The following is a 19,151-nucleotide window of genomic DNA, read 5'->3' as shown; positions in this document are numbered from 1 at the left end:
CTTCAGATCAGGCGTTGTTGTCAGGTGAAGTGCACCATGCTCTGGATGCCCATCTACATGGGCATGACAAATAGTGTGCTCCCCCCGCGAAGGAACGTCATCTCCGCGAAGGCGGGTACGGGGGTTCATGTGGGGGCCGGCACAGTTTCACGATCCGGCGCCAAGTTTCTGGATTCCCACCTTCGTGGGAATGACGGCAAACAGCCCAAACAGAGGCTCCATGAAAAATCCCGGCACAAGGCCGGGATTTTTATCATTTACTGCCGTGCTGGCTGGCCTGAATGGCAGTGAGGGCAATGGTATAGACAATATCGTCCACCAGGGCGCCGCGGGACAGGTCGTTCACCGGTTTGCGCATACCCTGCAGCATGGGGCCGATGGACACCAGCTGCGCCGAACGCTGCACCGCCTTGTAGGTGGTATTGCCGGTGTTCAGATCCGGGAAGATAAACACGGTCGCCTTGCCCGCCACCGGTGAATTCGGTGCCTTGGACTTGGCCACGTTTTCCATGATGGCGGCGTCGTATTGCAGCGGGCCGTCGATCACCAGATCCGGGCGTTTTTCCTGGGCCAGGCGTGTGGCCTCGCGCACCTTTTCCACATCGGCACCGGTGCCGGAGGTGCCGGTGGAATAGGAGATCATCGCCACTCTGGGCTCTATGCCAAAGGCCCGGGCCGACTCCGCCGACTGAATGGCGATTTCCGCCAGTTGCTCGGCAGTGGGATCCGGGTTGATGGCGCAGTCGCCATACACCAGCACCTGATCCGGCAACAGCATAAAGAACACCGACGACACCAGCGAGCTGCCCGGGGCGGTCTTGATGATCTGCAGCGGCGGGCGAATGGTGTTGGCGGTGGTATTAATGGCACCGGATACCAGACCGTCCACCTCGTCACGCTCCAGCATCATGGTGCCCAGCACCACGTTATCCTGCAGCTGCTCCTTGGCCACGATTTCGGTAATGCCCTTGCTCTTGCGCAGCTCCACCAGTCGCTCCACGTAATTCTGGCGGACTTCGGCCGGATCCACGATGTCGACCTTTTCATCGAGCACCACGCCCTGCTGGGCGGCAATGCGCATGATCTCCTCGTGGCTGCCCAGCAGCACCGGCCGGGCAATGCCCCGCTCGGCGCAGATGGCGGCGGCCTTGATGGTACGCGGCTCTTCTCCTTCCGGCAGCACAATACGCTTGGCGGCACGGCGGGCCAGCTCGGTCAGCTGATAGCGGAAGGCCGGCGGGCTGAGCCGGCGGCTGCGGGCCGACTTGGCCGACAGCGACTCGATCCAGTGTTTGTCGATATGGCCGGCCACGTAGTCCTGCACCGCTTCAATGCGGCCGGCATCGTCCACCGGAATTTCCAGGTTGAAGTGCTGCAGGCTGACCGCGGTCTGCCAGGTGTTGGTGTTCACCATCAGGATCGGCAGGCCGGTTTCAATGGCACGCTGACACAAGTCCATAATCTGGGGCTCGGGGTGGTAGCTGCCGGTGAGCAGCAGGGCACCGATCTTGACACCGTTCATGGCCGCCAGGCACACGGAGACAATCACGTCGGAACGATCGCCCGAGGCCACCAGCAGGCTGCCGGGTTTGAAGTGCTGCACCATGTTGTGCAGCGCCCGGGCACAGAAGGTCACGCTTTGCAGCCGCCGGGTAGTGAGCTCACCCTCATTGATGATGGTGGCATTCAGGTGGCGGGCCAGATCCACCGCCCGGGGGGCCACCAGCTGGGTATTCCAGGGAATGCAGCCAAGAATGCGCAGCGGGGTTTTGCCAAACACCTGCAGCACTTCCAGGTTGGCGGTAACGTGCTCGCCCTTGTAACCAGGGTTGAACATCTCGGTGAGATCGGGGCGGGTGTTGCCCTGTTCGTCCACCGGGGCGCCCACCTTGTTGATGATGCAGCCCACAATGCGCTTGTTGAGCACGCCGCCAAAGTTGGAGCAGGCCAGCTCCAGCCGCTCTTTCAGATACTGGCTGCTGTCGCTGCCGGGCTGGGCGATAAACACCATGTCGGCGTCCAGCGCCTTGGCAATGTCGTAGTTGATGCGGGTGGCAAAGGGCTGTTTGTCGGTGGGAATAAGCCCTTCTACCACCACCACCTCGGCGCCGCTTTCGCTCACGTGTTTTTCAAAGCGGGCGACGATCTCTTCCAGCAGCACGTCCAGATTACCCGCCGAGATCATGCTCTCGGCATAGCTGAGGGCAAAGGGCTCCGGCGGCGTCAGGTTGGTGCCGTTGGCCATCACGGCGGTGGAATGGTCCTGCACCTTGCGGCGGGTACGCGGCTGGGACACCGGCTTGAAAAAGCTGACGTTAACCCCGTTGCGCTCCATGGCGCGTACCATGCCCAGGCTGACCGAAGTGGCGCCCACGCCGCTGCTGACGGGCACCAGCATGATGGTTCTGGTCATTGGATTTCCTCTTGTTGTTGCGACAGCGCCAGCGCATCCTGGGCGATCACCCATTCTTCGTTGGTGGGCAGCACCCATACCGGCAGGCTGTTGGCCGTGCTGATGCAACCAGCGCGGCCGAAACGGGCGGCCAGGTTGGCTTCATCATCCAGTTTAACCCCCATCAGGGCGAGCTTCGCCAGGGTCAGCTCGCGCACTTTGGCAGAGTTTTCACCGATACCGCCGGTAAACACGATGGCATCAATCCGGCCATCCAGGGCACAAGTGTAGCCGGCAATGTACTTGGCCAGGCGATAGGCAAAAATATCCAGCGCCCGTTTGGCCTCGGGCAGTTGCTGGTAATTATCTTCGGCAAAGCGGCAGTCACTGGAGGTTTCGGTCAGCCCCAGCAGCCCCGACTCCTTGGTGAGCAGGGTATTGATGCGCTCGACGCTGTAACCCAGGGCGTCGTGCAGGTGAAAGATGATGGCCGGGTCGATATCGCCGCAACGGGTGCCCATCACCAGGCCTTCCAGTGGCGTCAGGCCCATGGAGGTGTCCACCGACTGGCCATTTTTCACCGCACACACAGAGGCGCCGTTGCCCAGGTGGCAGCTGATGATGTTGAGCTCATTCGCCGGCTTGTTCAGTACCCGGGCGGTTTCCTGGGTAATGAAATAGTGGCTGGTGCCGTGCATGCCATAGCGGCGAATGCCGTGCTCACGGTACAGGGCGTGAGGAATGGCATAGAGGTAGGCCTGCTCGGGCATGGTCTGGTGAAAGGCGGTGTCAAATACCGCCACCTGGGGCAGAGCCGGAAACGCGCTCATGGCCGAATGAATGCCCACCAGGTGCGCCGGGTTGTGCAGCGGTGCCAGGCTGGCGCAGGCGTCGATCCCTTCGATCACCTCGTCATCGATCAGCACAGAGCGGGTAAATCGCTCGCCGCCATGCACCACCCGGTGACCCACCGCCACCAGGCCTTGCAGCAACTCGGGGTGCGGGTTGAGCAGCTGCGTCACAATAAAGTCCAGCGCCTGCTGGTGGGCGGCCCCGGCTCCCAGTGCGGCTTCATCCTTTTCGCCGTTAAGTTTCCATTTGATGCGGGCATCGGCAAGGTAAAAGCACTCGGCCAGACCGGACAATTTCTCGCTGCCGCTTTCGGCGTCCAGAATCGCGAACTTCAGCGAGGAACTGCCGCAGTTCAGCACCAGGACCAGATCATTACTCATTAGGAACCCTTTCTTTCGGTGTTGCAAAAATATCTTGTCCGCCGTGGCCGGCGAGCAATAAATATCACTTTCACTCTATCCTTGAGAAAGGCACTTTACCAACGGGCAGTCTGGCCAGAAACCGTCCATGACGCGACCGGTATGGTAACCGGCCAGCGAGGTGAGAAATATTAACCTTTTGTCTGTGGTAAAATAACAGTCAGCCTGAGTCATTTTTTTGACCTGCATCGTTATTTTGTAAGTTAGCTACAGCGGTTCTTATCGCTGGGAGGACACATGAGTCCCTTTACTCGCACCCTGCATCGTGGCCAGGAATATCTGACCATCTGGCCTCAGAAGCGCCAGCTTGCTTCCCTGTTTCCGGAATGTCGCATCATGGCCGCCACCCGTTTTGGTATTAAAACCATGCCGGCGCTGATCACCCTGAGCCTGCTGCTGCAGTTTCAGTTTGGTGCGCCTCATTACTGGCCCAGCGTGGTGGCGTCGGTGCTGTTTCTGGCCAGCCTGCCCATGCAGGGCTATTACTGGCTGGGCAAGCGCGCCGACACGCGCCTGCCGCCCTCGCTTAGAGAGTGGTATTTACAGATACACGATAAAATTGCCGCCGCCGGCGGCGAGATTGAAGCACCGGTGTCCCGACCCCGCTATTTTGAGCTGGGCGAGACCCTCAGCACCGCCTTTAAACAGCTGGACAAGTCGTTTATCCGGGAGTTGTGACCTATTGTTGTCATTCTGGCCTTCGAGCCGGAATCTTTCTGCAAACGGTGGTGTTGCCTGCCTCAGACTCCGGGGCAAGCCCGGAGTGACGGCGTTTCGTCTAAACCGGACCTTGCAACAGTAATCCCAAGGTCACCACCGACACCAAAGCGGCAAAGCCATAACACGCCACCTTGCCCGTCAGCCCGGCGTGCACGCCCAGATCATGAATGCCATGGTGAATACGGTGCATGGCATGCCACAGCGGCAAAATAATGGAGCCGGCGATTACTCCCTTGCCGATCCAGCCGCCCGCCACCGACTGCATGCGCTCATAACTTAAGGCATCGGCGTCTATCACGCCCAGGGGCACCAATATGCCTACCAGCAGCACGGTAATGGGAGTGAGCATGGCAAACCAGCTGCCACCGGCGCCGAACAGGCTCCACCAGATGGGCTCTTCCGAACGCCTGGGGTTGCGGTTAATTGCTTTCATATCACCTCCACCAGCCATAACAGGGCAAACAGGCTGATGCCGGCGGTGATGGCCCACTGGGCAAGCGCCACCTTGATGACCGGCAGCGGCTTGCCCGCCACTTTGACCGGCATGACCCGCGGCATCATCAGAAAAAAGGTGGCGGCATGAAACAGGCTGGCCACCAGCGCCAGCCCGTTCAGCACCAACACCACCGGGCTGGCCATAAATGCCTGCCAGCCGGCCCAGCTTTCGGCCCCCTGCCCCAGTGACCAGACTCCCGCCAGCAGGCACAGACAGAAAAAGGTCAGGGGCAGTACCGTAGCTTCCCGCAGCATATAAAGGCGGTAAGGCGCCTTTTGCCGCCACCAGCTCGCCGGCATGGGCCTGACATAGGGTTTTCGTGCACTCATAACGGCTCCTTATTCGCGCCGTAGGGCGGCCAGCAGGTAACTGATGCCGGAGTCGATTTTGCCCTGGTTCACCGCCGCCGCCGGATCCACCTCTTTGGGGCAGACCTCGGAGCAATAGCCGACAAAGGTGCAGCCCCAGACACCGTCTTCGCCATTGAGCAGTGCCATGCGCTCGCTCTTGCCCTTGTCCCGGCTGTCCAGGTTGTAGCGCCGGGCCAGCGCAATGGCGGCCGGGCCCACAAACCCTGGCCGCAGCCCCACCTGCGGGCAGGCGGCGTAACAGAGGCCGCAGTTAATGCACTGGGACAGGGCGTGATAGGCGTTCATCTCGGCTGGCGTCTGCACATGGGGCCCGGCTTCAACCGACCGCTCGTTGCCGATGATGTAGGGCTTCACCGCCTCCAGCCGCGCCACAAAGGGTTCCATGTCCACCACCAGATCCCGCTCTATGGGGTAGTGCTCCAGGGGCTCGATCACCAACTCGTCAAAGTCGCGCAAAAAGGTTTTGCAGCCCAGTCTGGGCACGCCGTTGATCATGAAGCCGCAGGAGCCGCAGATGGCCATGCGACAGGACCAGCGAAAGGCCAGGCTGGCATCGAGCTCGTCCTTGATATGGTTGAGCGCATCCAGCACAGAGGTGGTGTCGTCCCAGGGCACGCTAAAGCTCTCGAGATGAGGCGCCTCGTCCTGCTCCGGCCGGTAACGCAAAATGTTCAGGGTTTTCAGTTGGCTCACTGTGCTGTCTCCTGCTCGGCGGCGGCACCATACACCCGCGTGGCCGGGGGCGATTTGGTAATGGTGACCTGGCTGTAATCGATGCGCGGGGCCTGCTTCGGCCGGTAAACCGCCCGAGAGTGCCTGAGAAATCGTTCATCGTTGCGTTCGCGGCAGTCCTCGTCCAGGCGCTGATGGGCCCCGCGGGATTCTTTGCGCTGCCATGCGCTGTGGGCCATGGCCTCGGCCACGTCCAGGCAAAAACCCAGCTCCACCGCCGACACCAGCTCGGTGTTGAATACCCGGCTGGTGTCGGTGAGGTTGATATGCTGGTAACGGGCTTTGAGCTCGGCCACCTTGTTCACCGTGGTCTGCATGCCGGCTTCGTCCCGGTAAATGCCGCAGCCGTCTTCCATTACCCGCCCCAGCTCGTTGCGAATGTCCGCCAACCGCTCTTCGCCGCGCCGGCCCCTGAGCGCATCAAGTCCGGCCACCACTTCCCGCGCCTGCGCCAGCAAAGCGGCCTCATCACCACCGCCCTTGTCTGCGGCAAGTTTTGCCGCCCCTTCACCGGCCTGGCGGCCAAATACCAGCAGCTCGGCCAGGGAGTTGGAGCCCAGCCGGTTGGCACCGTGAATGCCGCTTGACGCACATTCGCCGGCGGCAAACAGGCCGCGAATGGCGGTGTGGCTGTGCTTGTCCACCTCGATGCCGCCCATGGTGTAGTGGGCAGTGGGACGAATGGGAATGGGCTCGCGCACCGGATCCACATTCACATAGGCTTTGGCCAGCTCGCGAATAAAGGGCAGCCGCTCCTTGATTTTTTGCTCGCCCAGATGGCGCAGGTCGAGATGCACCACTTCGCCCAGCGGATGAGAAATGGTGTTGCCCTGTTGCTGCTCGTGCCAGAACGCCTGAGAGACGCGGTCCCGCGGGCCCAGCTCCATGTGCTTGTTTTTGGGCTCGCCCAACGGGGTTTCCGGGCCGAGACCGTAATCCTGCAGATAACGGTAACCATGGCGGTTGAGCAGCACACCGCCCTCGCCCCGGCAGCCTTCGGTCATTAAGATGCCGGAGCCGGGCAGGCCGGTGGGATGGTATTGCACGAATTCCATGTCGCGCAGGGCCACGCCGTGGCGATAGGCCATGGCCATGCCGTCGCCGGTGACGATGCCGCCATTGGTGTTGTAGCGAAACACGCGGGCCGCGCCGCCGGTGGCCAGCACCACCGCATTGGCACGAATGAGTACCGGCTCGCCCTCGGCCAGGTGCAGCGCCACCAGGCCGCGTACCTGGCCCTGCTCCACCAGCAGGTCGAGCACAAAGAACTCGTCAAAGCGCTGGATTTGCGAATACTTGATGGAGGTCTGGAACAGGGTGTGCAGCATGTGAAAACCGGTTTTGTCGGCGGCAAACCAGGTGCGCTCCACCTTCATGCCGCCAAAGCGGCGCACGTTGATGCCGCCGTCGGGCCGGCGACTCCAGGGGCAGCCCCAGTGCTCCATGCGGATCATTTCCTCGGGGCAGCGCTCCACAAAAAATTCCACCACGTCCTGCTCACACAGCCAGTCGCCACCGGAGACGGTGTCGTCAAAGTGTTGCTGCAGGCTGTCGTCGTCGCGGATCACGGCGGCGGCCCCGCCCTCGGCCGCCACGGTATGGGAGCGCATGGGATAGACCTTGGACAGCAAGCCGATATTGAGGGCCGGATCCGCTTCGGCGGCAGCAATGGCCGCCCGCAGCCCGGCACCGCCGGCACCGATAATGGCCACATCCAGGTTGAGTGTTCGCACGGCATTCTCCACCAGTAACAGAGTCAACCGGGCACTGTAGCGGACATTTTGTGCAAATGCCTTGATATGGGTCATGAACAGATACAAACGAGGCCGTTAGCGGTACGATAAAAAGCTGTTCCGTAAAAGGAAAACTGCTACCTTAGTCACTCATACTGATAACAATCACCAACAACCCGCAATCATCAGGAGAGTCTCAATGTCTTCCGTAACTTTTCAGGGTAACTCCGTTGCCGTTTCCGGCCAGCTGCCCGCCGTAGGCCAGGCCGCTCCCGATTTCACCCTGACCGGCGCCGATCTGAGCGACATCAAACTGGGCGATTTCCAGGGCAAGAAAGTACTGCTGAACATCTTCCCCAGCGTGGATACCGGCGTCTGTGCCGCCAGCGTGCGCACCTTTAACGAAAAGGCCGCCGGCCTCGACAACACCCAGGTGCTGTGTGTGTCCATGGATCTGCCCTTTGCCGGCAGCCGTTTCTGCGCCGCCGAAGGCCTGGAAAACGTGCAGGTGGCTTCTGCCTTCCGTCACACCGAGTTCCTGGCCGACTATGGCGTGGCCCTGAGCGACGGCGCCCTGCGTGGCCTGGCGGCCCGTGCCGTGGTGTGCATCGACGAAAACGGCCAGGTGACCCACGTTGAACGCGTGGCCGAGCTGACCAACGAGCCGGACTACGACGGAGCTCTGGCCGCGCTGAAGTGATCCTGCCGGATCCCTGCGCGCATTTGATTTTTTTATTAAGATCAATCAACTATCCTGACAAGGCGGGGTAATCTACAGACTTACTCACAGATTATGTGGATAACCCGCGCCTGATGCGGGGCCGTGGGCCCCGCCATTTAAGGAGCCTGTGATGAAGATACTGCTTACCGGAGGAACCGGCTTTATTGGCAGCCGGCTGATGAGCCACCTGCGTCCGCACCACCAGGTGTCGGTACTGAGCCGTTCACCCAATAAGGTGTATCAACGTCTGGGGCACGACATTGAAGCCCTGTCTTCCCTTGATGATCTGCCCGACCTCGACCGCTTTGATGCGGTGATCAACCTGGCTGGCGAACCCATTGCCAACAAGCGCTGGAGCCCGGCCCAGAAAGAGCGCATCTGCCACAGCCGCTGGCAAATTACCGAACAACTGGTGGAAAAGCTGCGCGCCGGCAGCAAGCCGCCTGCCGTGGTGATCAGCGGCTCGGCGGTGGGCTTTTATGGCCGCCAGGGCGATACCCTGGTGGATGAAGATACCCATCCCCACCCGGAGTTCAGCCACGAGGTATGCGCCCGCTGGGAAGAGCTGGCCCAGCTGGCGGAAACCGAGCAAACCCGGGTATGCCGTATTCGCCTGGGCGTGGTGCTGGGTGCCGAAGGCGGGGCCCTGGTGAAAATGCTGCCGAGCTACCGCTTTGGCCTGGGCGGCCCCATTGGCTCGGGCAAGCAATACATGTCGTGGATCCACATTGAAGACGTGGTCAACCTGATCCTGTTTTTGCTGGAGCACGAGGAATGCAGCGGCCCCTTTAACGCCACCGCGCCGGAGCCGGTGACCAATGCCCAGTTCAGCAAAACCCTGGCGGCCAATCTGGGCAAACCCCATTTCGCCAAGGTGCCGGCCTGGGCGATGAAACTGCTGTTCGGCGAAATGGCCGATCTGCTGCTCACCGGCCAGCGGGTCATGCCGGTACGGCTACAGCAGGCGGGCTTTCACTTTCGCTATCCCACCCTCGACAAGGCGCTGAAAGAAACCCTGAGCGCGCCCCGGCGGCGTTAACCCCACTTGCCGCCAATCAACCGTCATTCCGGCCTTTGAGCCGGAATCTTTCTGCAGGTAACTTTGTTGTCTGTCCGAGGCTCCGGGACCGTCATGCTGAACTTGTTTCAGTACCGGAGTGACAATGTTTTGGTTTAACTTCCAGCCTCAGGCTTACAGCTCCTCGAAAGGACTTACCCCCACTGCCGTAACCGGTTGATCAGCGCCCCGCTGAGCAGGCCACCGGCACGACCGGTGATCAGCAAGAGCCCGGCGCCCAGTGCCGGCAGCGCCAGCCATAAGCCCGGGTGCGGCTGCCAGGGCAGGTCCAGCCACCAGGGCAGCAGCACCGCCACGCACAGCTCCACTGCCAGCGCCGCCGCCAGGCCCGCCACCAGCCCCGCGCCCAGCCACTCCCAGCGCAGCGAGGCACGGATAAGACGGTTGCCCGCCCCCAGGGTGCGCAACAGCACCAGCTCGCGCCGGCGGCTCTCCAGCGTGGCTTCCACCTGAGCCAGCAGCACCAGCAGGCTGGCACCGGTGACCAGCGCCATGATCACCAGCAGCGCCTGGCTCACCTGGGCCAGTATGGTGCGCAACTGCTGCAGCAGGGCGTCTACGTCAAACACGGTAATGGTGGGAAAGCTGCGGATAAGCGACACTTCCACCGCCCTTTGGGTGTCGGGCAGATAAAAACTCGCCATCCAGGCCGCCGGGTAATCCGCCAGCACGTCCGGACTCAGCACCAGATAAAAATTGGGCTTCATGCTGTCCCAGTCCACCTCGCGCAGGCTGCGTACCTCGGCAGACACCGTCTGCCCGGCCAGATCCAGGGTGAGGCTGTCGCCCAATGCCAGGCCCAGACGCTCCGCCAGCCCGCTTTCCACCGATACACCGCCGGCGGCGGCCGACCATTGCCCCTCAATAATACGGTTGTCTTCCGGCGCTTCTGCGCTCCAGGTGAGGTTAAGCTCGCGCCCCAGGCCCCCACCCCGCTCGCTGCTGATTTCCGTGACAGGGACTCCATTCACCTGCACCAGACGGCCGCGCACTATGGGGTAGAAACGGGACGAGTCCAGGCCGTTCTGCTCAAGCACTCGCCGCACCGGATCCAGCTCATGTTCGCCAATATTAATCAAAAAGCGATTGTGGGTGTCGGCCGGCAGCCGGGCCAGAAAGCCCTCGGTAAGCTCGCCCCGTACCACCCACAGAAGGCTGGCCAGAAACAGCGCCAGCGCCACGCCGCCAAACTGCAGCAGGGTGGCAAGCCTGGCCCGGTTCAGCCGGCTCAGTGCCAGCCGGAACGCCACACTGCCCCGAGTGAACCGGGCCAGGGTCAGCAGACCCCGGCACAGGCCTCCCAGCAGCAGCGCCAGTGCCAGCAGTCCGAGCAGCAGGCCGGCGGCCAGCCCCAGGCTGCCGGCAAACAGCCAACTCAGCACCACTGTGCCCGCCAGCAGGATGCCGCCGCTGAGCCAGGGCGAAATGCGCGCTTCGGCTTCGTTGCGCAACACCCTGAGCGGCGGCACGCCCAGCAGCCGCAACATGGGTACCACCGAGAGCATAACCGTGGTGAGCAGCGCCAGCCCGCCGGCCACCGCAAAGGGTTTGAGCGAGGGCGGTGGCAGCGGCACCGCCATGGCATCGCCCAATGCCAGCAAAATCAGCTGGTGTACACCATACCCGGCCAGGGCACCCAGTGAGGCCCCCAGCAGCATGAGCCCTGCCAGCAAACGGGCCAGCCAGCTCAGCAACTGACGACGCCCCGCCCCCAGAGTTTTCAGCAGGGCGATGCGGTCCTGCTCCCGGCGGGAGAAATACCCCAGGGCAATGGCCATGGCCAGAATGCCCAGCAGCACACCAATGAGCGAGGCCAGCCGAAAGAACTGCTCGGCCCGGGTAATGGAGCGGGCCACCGGGGTGTCGGCATTATTCGGGCTACGCCAGCGCTGGCCCTGCTGCAGTTGTGGCTGCAACCAGCCGGCGTAGTCCTCCAGGGCGCTTTCCTCCCCCTTGAACAGATAGCGGTAACGGCTGCGGCTGCCTTCCATAAAAATGCCGGTGGCGGCCACGTCATTCAGATGCATAAGCGCCCTGGGGGCCAGCAAAAAGGGCGAGAAGCCCTGATCCGGCTCGCTCACCAGCTCGCCGGCCACGTTAAGCGTGATATTGCCGAGCTCCACCACGTCGCCCGGCGTGACTTGCAGCAAGGCCAGCAGCCGCGCCGACAACCAGATATGGCCAGGCCGCACCTTTCCCGCCGGCGCCAGTACCAGATCGCCGTAAAAGGGAAAGGCATCGTCCACGGCGCGGATGCTGGCCAGCTGTAACTGCTCGTTGGCAAACAGCACACTGTTAAACGACTGCCCCTGCGACACCGCCAGGCCCAGGCCCTGTGCCTCGCTTAGCCACTCAGGCTCGGCAGGCCGGCTGCCCGCCAGCACCCGGTCGGCGGCAATATAGTCCCGCCCCGACACCTGCAGGGCGCCGTTGAGTCGGTCTGCCACCAGGGTGACGCTGAGAATGCTGGCCACACACAGCGCCAGGGCCAGCACAAACAGCCGCAGTGGCCCGCTGGTCACTTCCCGCCGAATCAGCCCCCAGCCCAGACTAGCCATGCTGCTCCTCCAGATGACCGGCGGTCATCAGCAGGCGACGCTCACAGCGGCTGGCCAGGGACTCATCGTGGGTGACGATCACCAGGGTGGTGCCGTGCTGGCGGTTAAGCTCAAACAACAGCTCGATAATGCGCGCGCCGGTGTGATGATCCAGATTGCCGGTTGGCTCGTCCGCCAGCAAAATATCGGGATTGGTCATAAAAGCCCGGGCAATGGCCACCCGCTGCTGCTCACCACCGGAAAGCTGGGCGGGAAAGTGCCGAACCCGATCGGCCAGGCCCACCTGCTCCAGCAGCGCCATGGCCCGCTCCCGGTTGCCGCTTTCTCCTTTCAGCTCGGCGGGCAGCATGACGTTTTCCAGCGCGGTGAGGGTGGGCAACAACAGAAAAGACTGAAACACAAAGCCGATATGCTGCGCTCGAAGCACCGCCCGCTGCTCCTCATCAAGGGCATACAGTGGCTGACCGGCAATATGAATTTCGCCCCGGCTGGCGGTATCCAGCCCCGCCAGCAACCCCAGCAGGGTCGACTTGCCGGATCCGGATGCGCCCACCAGAGCCAGCCGCTGGCCGGCCTTGACTTCCAGGTTGACACCCTGAAGGATGGTAATTCGCTCGTCGCCCAGGCTGACCCTGTGCTCGAGATCCACCACTTGAATGATGGGAGAAGATGTCGTCATGCTGCGAATCCTTGTGCTGCTGGTCTCTCTGGTGTCGCCCGTCGTGCTGGCCGACACCCTGCTTATTCTGGGCGACAGCCTGAGTGCGGGCTATCGCATGCGTTCGGATCAGGCCTGGCCCCACCTGCTGGCGGAACAATGGCAGCGGGAAGGCCGGCAGGTGACCGTGGTGAATGCCAGCGTCAGCGGCGACACCACGCAGGGCGGCCTGCAACGGCTGCCGCCCCTGCTGCAGCGGCATCAGCCCAGCCTGGTGCTGCTGGAACTGGGCGGTAACGATGGCCTGCGCGGCCTGCCGCCCGGGCACATAGAGCGCAATCTCGACCGGCTGATCACCCTGGCCAACAACGCCGGTGCCCGGGTCGTGCTGACCGATATTCAGCTACCCCCCAACTATGGCCGGCGTTACCTGCAGCAGTTTGAGGGTGTTTTCAGCCGCCTGGCGGATCAGCATCAGTTGCCGCTGCTGCCGTTTTTTGTGGCGCCGCTGATCGGCCGAAACGGCATGATGATGGACGACGGCATTCACCCCACCGCCGCTGCCCAGCCGCTGATTGCCCGGCAGGTAAGCCGGTTTCTGGCGCCCTATCTCACGCCCTAGCCAATGGAAAAGGCCAGGGTCTTGCTGATCTCGCTCAGGCTCAGGCCGCTTTGTTCACGCCAGGTATTAAAGGCGGCCTGGGCCTGGTTCATGCCCTTTTTGCTGCCCAGGGCCGCGTCCACCACGCCATGGTGCTGCAGGTAGGCACTGACGTCCCCGGTAAAGATAAAGGTATCTCCCCCCAGCCGGCGCAGCGCATAGGGGGCGATGTTGCCACCCAGCAGCCGGCCATGCTTGCGAATTTGCTGCCACAGTCCCACCACATCATTCTCGGGCCAGGCTGCCACAAAAGCACCGAAGCCGCCGTGGGGCTTCCCCAGATCCAGCACCATTTGAGCATTGACCGGCACGGCGGCAATCTTCTTCGCATGGCGCACTATGCCGGGGTCGTGGTTGAGGCGGTCGAGGTGGTGCTCGTCCAGCAGCAGCATTTTATGGGGATCAAAACCGAAAAAGGCCCGTTCAAAGTTAGGCCACTTGTCGCGAATGACGCGCCACACAAAGCCGGACTGAAACAGGCTCATGGTAAAGGAAGACAGCCAGCGGTCGTCGGGAATGGCGGTAAGCTCAGCGGGGCTGAGTACCGGGGTGGCAATCAGACGGCGCAGTGCGGCCTCGCCGCCATGCCGGGCGCAGGCGCGTTCAAAGATATGATCGAAATGCTCCATGAAAACAGTCTCGTTCGAGTTTTTTTCATTGTGCGCAGTCGACGAACAAAAGACCAGTGGCAAGCAAAACGAAAAAAGCCGTAGTCAATCGACTGCGGCTTTTCGGAATTTGGTGGAGCTACGCGGGATCGAACCGCGGACCTCTTGCATGCCATGCAAGCGCTCTCCCAGCTGAGCTATAGCCCCGAATTGGGTCAGATTGTTTTGGTGGAGCTACGCGGGATCGAACCGCGGACCTCTTGCATGCCATGCAAGCGCTCTCCCAGCTGAGCTATAGCCCCAAAACAATGCTGTTTTACTGGTGTTTGTTTCTGCCGCCTGGTGGAGCTACGCGGGATCGAACCGCGGACCTCTTGCATGCCATGCAAGCGCTCTCCCAGCTGAGCTATAGCCCCATTTGGCAGAAACTGCTCTTGACTTAAGTGGTGGAGCTACGCGGGATCGAACCGCGGACCTCTTGCATGCCATGCAAGCGCTCTCCCAGCTGAGCTATAGCCCCGCTCAAGTCGTTGCAGAGACCTTGTCCCTGCGAGCGAGGCGCATAATAGGCACAGGGCCGTTCAGAGTCAACCACCAAATAAAAAAAACTGTTCAACCAGACGAATTTTAAACAACCTGGTGATGATACGGCCACTTCACCGCCAATATGCATAAAAAAACGGCGCAGCCGAAGGCCGCGCCGTTGTCAGCGGTAAACGGGGTTATCAGCCCTTGGCGCGCTCGGCCACAAAGGCCAGGGCCATGTCGATGCGGGCCAGCACTTTCTCTTTGCCCAGTAGCGCCATCACGCCATCGATGGCCGGGGACTGGCCAATGCCGGTCACCGCCACCCGCAGCGGCATGCCCACCTTGCCCATGCCCAGCTCCAGCTCGGCGGCCACGGCATTAATGACCTCGTGAATGGCGGCCGGCTGCCAGTCGGCCAGCTCCGCCAGCCGTGTACGGGCCAGACTCAGAGGCTCGGCCGCCACCGGACGCAGGTGCTTCTTGGCGGCACCGGCCTCGAACTCGCTGAAGTCTTCAAACAGGTAACGACTCTGGGCCGCCAGCTCCTTCAGGGTCTGGCAGCGCTCGGCGTAAAGGGTAATCACCTCGGCCAGGGCCGGGCCCTGAGCAAAGTCGATACCCTGCTCCTGCATGTGCCATTCCAGGTGGCTGGACACTTCCTCGGCGGGCAGGGTCTTGATGTAGTGCTGGTTCAGCCACAGCAGCTTGTCGGTATTAAAGGCAGAGGCCGACTTGCTGATGTCATCCAGAGAGAACAGGGAAATCATCTCTTCCAGACTGAAGATCTCCTGATCGCCGTGAGACCAGCCCAGCCGCACCAGGTAGTTGAGCAGGGCCTGAGGCAGGTAGCCGTCGTCCCGGTACTGCATTACGCTCACCGCACCGTGACGCTTGGACAGCTTGGCGCCATCATCACCGAGGATCATGGACACATGGGCAAACTCCGGCACAGGCGCACCCAGCGCCTTGTAGATGTTGATCTGGCGCGGGGTGTTGTTGATGTGATCTTCACCGCGCACCACATGGGTAATTTCCATGTCCCAGTCGTCCACCACCACACAGAAGTTGTAGGTGGGGGCACCGTCGGTACGGCGAATGATCAGATCGTCCAGCTGATCGTTGGCGATCTCGATGCGGCCACGTACGTGGTCGTCAAACACCACAGTGCCTTCGTCCGGGTTTTTAAAGCGAATAACATAGGGTGCATCGGCGTCGCCGTGATTATCGAGATCACGACAGATGCCGTCGTAACGGGGCTTTTCACCTGCGCTCATCTGCTGTTCACGCAGGCCTTCCAGACGCTCTTTGGAGCAGTAGCATTTATAGGCCTTGCCTTCCTCCAGCAGCTGGTCGATCAGCTGGTTGTAGCGGTCAAAGCGCTTGGTCTGGTAATAGGGGCCTTCATCCCAGGTCAGGCCCAGCCAGTTCATGCCTTCCAGAATGGCGTCGATAGCTTCCTGAGTGGAGCGCTCCAGATCCGTGTCTTCAATACGCAGCACGAACTCACCCTGATGGTGACGGGCGTAAAGCCAGGAGTACAGAGCCGTGCGGGCACCGCCTACGTGGAGAAAGCCGGTAGGACTGGGGGCGAACCGTGTTTTAACTGTCATTCTTTCTGCCTTGCTTGAGTGAAGGGGCCTGATGGCCGCATGGAAGATAAACGGCGATTATTTTAACACCCGCAAGGCATGGGGTGAAACGCCTTGTCGCAGGCACGCCTCGAGCGGCCCCGCCTGCCTTGCCGTCCTGCTCATTTGCTTGTGGAGTGAACGGGGGCTGGATACACTTGTGGCCGCGAGAGAGGGGGTATCATGACCAGAACCACAGGCACCGGCAAACGCCGCCAACACAACTCCTTGGGAGCCCGTTTTAACCGTTTTACCCTGCCCGCCCGCAAAGGCCTGGGACGGTTTCTTGATGCACTGGGGCACTTTCCGCGCCTGCACCGGCTGGGCCTGATGATCGTCGTGCCGGCATGGCTGGTGGTGCTGGGCTGGCAGCCGGCGCCTCCTGCGCCTGAAGCGCCGGTGACCGGCAGTCTGTCGGTGCCCCTGAGCGATGCCGACAAACGGGTGATTGATGTGCCCCCCGGCGGCAAGCGTATTGATCATACCCTGACACCCGGCGAGACCCTGTCTTCCCTGTTCCGCAGCTGGCAGTTGCCAGGCCAGGAGTTAATCGCCCTGATCCGCGCCGAACCGTCCTACAAGCCCCTGAGCCGGCTGCAGGCCGGCCAGCAGCTGACTCTGGTGCTGAATGCTGACGGCCGGCTGCACTACCTGGAAATCCGCGACAAGGGCCTGGTGCTGAACGCCTTTCGCCGGCTGGGTCAGGAATTCAGCATGGTGAGCGCGCCATAAAATTACAGGGCCGGGCCTTTCAGGACTTGAGGAAGGCCCGCAATGGTAAAGATCACTCTGTCACAGCGCTCGGCCAGTGCCTGATGCAGCCAGCCGGCTTCATCCACAAAGCGGCGCGACAGCTCGCCCATGGGCACTATGCCCTGCCCTACTTCATTACTGACCAGCACAATGCGCCCCGGTAATATAGGCAGCGTTTCCAGCAGCGCCGCTTTTTCCCGCTCCAGCCGTTCACTGTCTTCACACAACAACAGGTTGGTCAGCCACAGGGTCAGGCAGTCCACCAGCAGGCACTTGTTTGCAGCCGCGTGTTGCCGTATTGCGGCTGCCAGAGACAGGGGCGCTTCCACCAGACTCCAGTGTTCCGGCCGCCGGGCCTGATGGTGCGCAATGCGCTCGGCCATTTCGACGTCGTCTTTAACCATGGCGGTGGCGATATAGGTCACCGGCCAGCCGGTGGCCTCAACCAGCCGTTCCGCCAGCCGGCTCTTGCCCGAACGGGCGCCCCCCAGAACCAGTTCGTGAAAGCCCTGCTCGGTACCTGAATGTCTGCTCATCCCTGATTTCCCGCGTTAAATCTGCTTGTCGGATATTATACGCACCGCTTCAGCGACATCCTGATCAAAATACAGCTGTGGTAAACTGTGACCATCATCAAATTTTCAAAACACCCGCAGGGAGCCAAACGAATGAACTTCAAGGCCTTTCACGCCTCACTCAATCAGCCCAAGCCGCCCGCCGGCCTGTCCGACGCCCTCACCGCCCTCTGGCTCGATGCCAATGGCCAGTGGGAAGAAGCCCACGAGTGCATTCGTGACAACGGCGACCAGCCTTCTGCCTGGGTGCACGCCTACCTGCACCATGTAGAAGGTGTGCTGTGGAATGCCGATTACTGGTATGGCCGTGCCGGCAAAAAACGCCCCAAGTGCTCCACCAAAGAAGAATGGCAGCAAATCGCTCAGGCTCTACTGGACTGAACGCACCTTCAAAAAGTACCCAGCCCCGGTCATTTTACCGGGGCTTTTTTCGTTCACATTATGCCGGTGTAGCGGCAAGGGGCTAATATGCAGCAAGAAATTTTCAGCGCCCAGGATGAATACGGCCCGATTCGAGTGCTGGAGTCTGACGGAGTACGCACCCTTAACTTTGGCGGCCCGGATGCGCAAAGCAGCTGGCACAAAAGTGAGCCCCATGTTCCCCAGCTTGAGTATGCGAGGGCCATGTTGCTGGTGCTTCTGTTCAACACGCCCAAACACACCCTGACCCTGGGGCTGGGTGCCGGTACGCTAAACACCTGTCTGCATGCCGGAATTGCCGGTTTAAAGCAGCAAGCCGTAGAGCTGCGCCCCGCCGTGATTGAAGCCGCACAGCGTTTCTTTCAGCTGCCCCAGGGTAAACGCATGCAACTGCATCAGGCCGATGCCTTCGCTTTTATGCGGGATTATCAGGGCAAGAAGCTGGATGTAATTTTCAGCGATTTGTATAACGCGGATGATGTGGAGCATGAACAGCTCTCGGCAGATTTTCTGGATAACTGCCATCGCCAGCTCAAAACCGGCGGCTGGCTGGTGCTCAACTGTTGGGACAGTCATCAGAGCGATGAATTTATGCAGCGCCTGCAAACACGCTTTTGTGATGTTCGCTCCTGCCTGACCAGTAGCGGTAACTGGGTAGTATTTGCCGGCACCACCCCTGCCACGAACAATGCCAAGGCCCTTAAGGATCAGGAATGGACGCTGAGTAAACGGCTTGGCTTTTCGCTTCAGCCCTACCTGAGCCGCCTGGGCAGCCACTAATATCAATGCCGCGTTTAAAACATCGTCATGCCGGGGTTGACCCGGAATCTTTCTGCAAAAAGCTCCTGCTCGGGGTCACGGTGTGGTCACGAGGAGTGATTAGGCAGATTGAGGAAGGTTGAAGTCACTGAGCTCAGAAAAGCAAAAAGCCCCTGGCCATCATAAGCCAAGGGCCTTAAACGATTGAATGCAATTAGAAATGAAAAAGCCCCGACCGTAAGGTCGGGGCTTTTTATGATGGCGGAGCGGACGGGACTCGAACCCGCGACCCCCGGCGTGACAGGCCGGTATTCTAACCAACTGAACTACCGCTCCGCATTAAGCTGTATAGTCAGGAGTACTAAATTGGGTGCCTGGCAGTGACCTACTTTCACATGGCAGCTGCCACACTATCATCGGCGCGGTTGCGTTTCACTGCTGAGTTCGGCATGGAATCAGGTGGTTCCACAACGCTATGGCCGCCAGGCA

The 19,151-nt window shown here is 61.1% G+C and carries 18 protein-coding genes, 5 tRNA genes and 1 rRNA gene; 7 read left to right on the top strand and 17 right to left on the bottom strand.

Annotated elements, in window-relative coordinates; translation table 11 throughout:
• Positions 1 to 253: 253 nt before the first annotated feature.
• Together pta and Q9290_RS09650 are read right to left on the bottom strand one after the other, a co-directional pair.
• Entirely contained in the window at positions 254 to 2,413 is a 2,160-nt protein-coding gene (pta, locus tag Q9290_RS09655) for a phosphate acetyltransferase (RefSeq protein ID WP_306079441.1), read from the bottom strand.
• Positions 2,410 to 3,624 carry an acetate kinase gene (locus tag Q9290_RS09650; protein ID WP_306079440.1) on the bottom strand — a complete coding sequence of 405 codons (1,215 nt, stop codon included), beginning with the start codon at positions 3,622 to 3,624 and terminating at the stop codon, positions 2,410 to 2,412. The genes pta and Q9290_RS09650 overlap by 4 nt, the downstream gene beginning before the upstream one ends.
• 276 nt (positions 3,625 to 3,900) lie before the next feature.
• On the opposite strand from Q9290_RS09650, the gene yfbV reads away from it, so the two are divergent.
• A complete protein-coding gene (yfbV, locus tag Q9290_RS09645; protein WP_306079439.1) occupies positions 3,901 to 4,341 on the top strand; it encodes a terminus macrodomain insulation protein YfbV in 441 nt (146 codons plus the stop codon).
• Positions 4,342 to 4,441: 100 nt separating this feature from the next.
• Here the strand turns inward: yfbV and frdD are convergent, their stop codons facing one another.
• The 4 genes from frdD to frdA are packed head-to-tail and all read right to left on the bottom strand — an operon-like array spanning position 4,442 to position 7,715.
• A complete protein-coding gene (frdD, locus tag Q9290_RS09640) occupies positions 4,442 to 4,816 on the bottom strand; it encodes a fumarate reductase subunit FrdD (RefSeq protein ID WP_306079438.1) in 375 nt (124 codons plus the stop codon).
• Positions 4,813 to 5,208 (bottom strand): fumarate reductase subunit FrdC, encoded by a 396-nt coding sequence (gene frdC / locus Q9290_RS09635; RefSeq protein WP_306079437.1) that lies wholly within the window; start codon positions 5,206 to 5,208, stop codon positions 4,813 to 4,815. The genes frdD and frdC overlap by 4 nt, the downstream gene beginning before the upstream one ends.
• Before the next feature lie 9 nt (positions 5,209 to 5,217).
• Entirely contained in the window at positions 5,218 to 5,943 is a 726-nt protein-coding gene (locus Q9290_RS09630; RefSeq protein ID WP_306079436.1) for a succinate dehydrogenase/fumarate reductase iron-sulfur subunit, read from the bottom strand.
• Positions 5,940 to 7,715 carry a fumarate reductase (quinol) flavoprotein subunit gene (gene frdA, locus Q9290_RS09625; RefSeq protein WP_306079435.1) on the bottom strand — a complete coding sequence of 592 codons (1,776 nt, stop codon included), beginning with the start codon at positions 7,713 to 7,715 and terminating at the stop codon, positions 5,940 to 5,942. The genes Q9290_RS09630 and frdA overlap by 4 nt, the downstream gene beginning before the upstream one ends.
• 199 nt (positions 7,716 to 7,914) lie before the next feature.
• Between frdA and tpx the strand changes: the two genes are divergently transcribed.
• Entirely contained in the window at positions 7,915 to 8,415 is a 501-nt protein-coding gene (gene tpx / locus Q9290_RS09620; protein WP_306079434.1) for a thiol peroxidase, read from the top strand.
• A 151-nt stretch (positions 8,416 to 8,566) separates the two neighbouring features.
• Positions 8,567 to 9,475 carry a TIGR01777 family oxidoreductase gene (locus tag Q9290_RS09615; RefSeq protein ID WP_306079433.1) on the top strand — a complete coding sequence of 303 codons (909 nt, stop codon included), beginning with the start codon at positions 8,567 to 8,569 and terminating at the stop codon, positions 9,473 to 9,475.
• A 173-nt stretch (positions 9,476 to 9,648) separates the two neighbouring features.
• On the opposite strand, the gene Q9290_RS09610 is transcribed toward Q9290_RS09615, so the two are convergent.
• Entirely contained in the window at positions 9,649 to 12,072 is a 2,424-nt protein-coding gene (locus Q9290_RS09610; RefSeq protein WP_306079432.1) for an ABC transporter permease, read from the bottom strand.
• Entirely contained in the window at positions 12,065 to 12,751 is a 687-nt protein-coding gene (locus tag Q9290_RS09605; protein ID WP_306079431.1) for an ABC transporter ATP-binding protein, read from the bottom strand. The genes Q9290_RS09610 and Q9290_RS09605 overlap by 8 nt, the downstream gene beginning before the upstream one ends.
• Here Q9290_RS09605 and Q9290_RS09600 point away from each other — a divergent pair.
• On the top strand, positions 12,750 to 13,352 hold the full coding sequence (locus Q9290_RS09600; RefSeq protein WP_306079430.1) for an arylesterase: 603 nt from the start codon (positions 12,750 to 12,752) through the stop codon (positions 13,350 to 13,352). The genes Q9290_RS09605 and Q9290_RS09600 overlap by 2 nt on opposite strands.
• Here the strand turns inward: Q9290_RS09600 and Q9290_RS09595 are convergent.
• The 6 genes from Q9290_RS09595 to gltX all read right to left on the bottom strand — a co-directional run bounded on the left by Q9290_RS09595 (position 13,349) and on the right by gltX (position 16,137).
• Positions 13,349 to 14,020, bottom strand: coding sequence for a DNA-3-methyladenine glycosylase I (locus tag Q9290_RS09595; protein WP_306079429.1), 672 nt, complete (start codon positions 14,018 to 14,020; stop codon positions 13,349 to 13,351). The two genes, Q9290_RS09600 and Q9290_RS09595, sit on opposite strands and share 4 nt — an antisense overlap.
• Positions 14,021 to 14,130: 110 nt before the next feature.
• Positions 14,131 to 14,206, bottom strand: a tRNA-Ala gene (locus Q9290_RS09590).
• A gap of 19 nt (positions 14,207 to 14,225) precedes the next feature.
• Positions 14,226 to 14,301 (bottom strand) — tRNA-Ala (locus tag Q9290_RS09585).
• Between the two features lie 38 nt (positions 14,302 to 14,339).
• A tRNA-Ala gene (locus Q9290_RS09580) sits at positions 14,340 to 14,415 on the bottom strand.
• A 28-nt stretch (positions 14,416 to 14,443) separates the two neighbouring features.
• Positions 14,444 to 14,519, bottom strand: a tRNA-Ala gene (locus Q9290_RS09575).
• Between the two features lie 205 nt (positions 14,520 to 14,724).
• Positions 14,725 to 16,137 (bottom strand): glutamate--tRNA ligase, encoded by a 1,413-nt coding sequence (gene gltX / locus Q9290_RS09570; protein ID WP_306079428.1) that lies wholly within the window; start codon positions 16,135 to 16,137, stop codon positions 14,725 to 14,727.
• 201 nt (positions 16,138 to 16,338) lie between these two features.
• Here gltX and Q9290_RS09565 point away from each other — a divergent pair, with 201 nt between their 5' ends.
• On the top strand, positions 16,339 to 16,887 hold the full coding sequence (locus Q9290_RS09565; RefSeq protein ID WP_306079427.1) for a LysM-like peptidoglycan-binding domain-containing protein: 549 nt from the start codon (positions 16,339 to 16,341) through the stop codon (positions 16,885 to 16,887).
• Between the two features lie 2 nt (positions 16,888 to 16,889).
• On the opposite strand, the gene cobU is transcribed toward Q9290_RS09565, so the two are convergent.
• Positions 16,890 to 17,444, bottom strand: coding sequence for a bifunctional adenosylcobinamide kinase/adenosylcobinamide-phosphate guanylyltransferase (gene cobU / locus Q9290_RS09560; protein ID WP_306079426.1), 555 nt, complete (start codon positions 17,442 to 17,444; stop codon positions 16,890 to 16,892).
• A 132-nt stretch (positions 17,445 to 17,576) separates the two neighbouring features.
• On the opposite strand from cobU, the gene Q9290_RS09555 reads away from it, so the two are divergent.
• Together Q9290_RS09555 and Q9290_RS09550 are read left to right on the top strand one after the other, a co-directional pair.
• Positions 17,577 to 17,864 (top strand): hypothetical protein, encoded by a 288-nt coding sequence (locus tag Q9290_RS09555; protein WP_306079425.1) that lies wholly within the window; start codon positions 17,577 to 17,579, stop codon positions 17,862 to 17,864.
• A gap of 87 nt (positions 17,865 to 17,951) precedes the next feature.
• Positions 17,952 to 18,683 carry a spermidine synthase gene (locus Q9290_RS09550; RefSeq protein ID WP_306079424.1) on the top strand — a complete coding sequence of 244 codons (732 nt, stop codon included), beginning with the start codon at positions 17,952 to 17,954 and terminating at the stop codon, positions 18,681 to 18,683.
• A 238-nt stretch (positions 18,684 to 18,921) separates the two neighbouring features.
• Here Q9290_RS09550 and Q9290_RS09545 read toward each other — a convergent pair.
• Together Q9290_RS09545 and rrf are read right to left on the bottom strand one after the other, a co-directional pair.
• A tRNA-Asp gene (locus tag Q9290_RS09545) sits at positions 18,922 to 18,998 on the bottom strand.
• A gap of 36 nt (positions 18,999 to 19,034) precedes the next feature.
• Positions 19,035 to 19,149, bottom strand: a 5S ribosomal RNA gene (rrf, locus tag Q9290_RS09540).
• Between the last annotated feature and the right edge of the window lie 2 nt (positions 19,150 to 19,151).

Source organism: Oceanimonas aquatica, assembly GCF_030732065.1.
In the GTDB taxonomy this organism is placed as follows: Bacteria; Pseudomonadota; Gammaproteobacteria; order Enterobacterales; family Aeromonadaceae; genus Oceanimonas.
The sequence above is the reverse complement of the archived record's forward strand: the minus strand, read 5'-3'. Positions and strand labels throughout refer to the sequence as shown.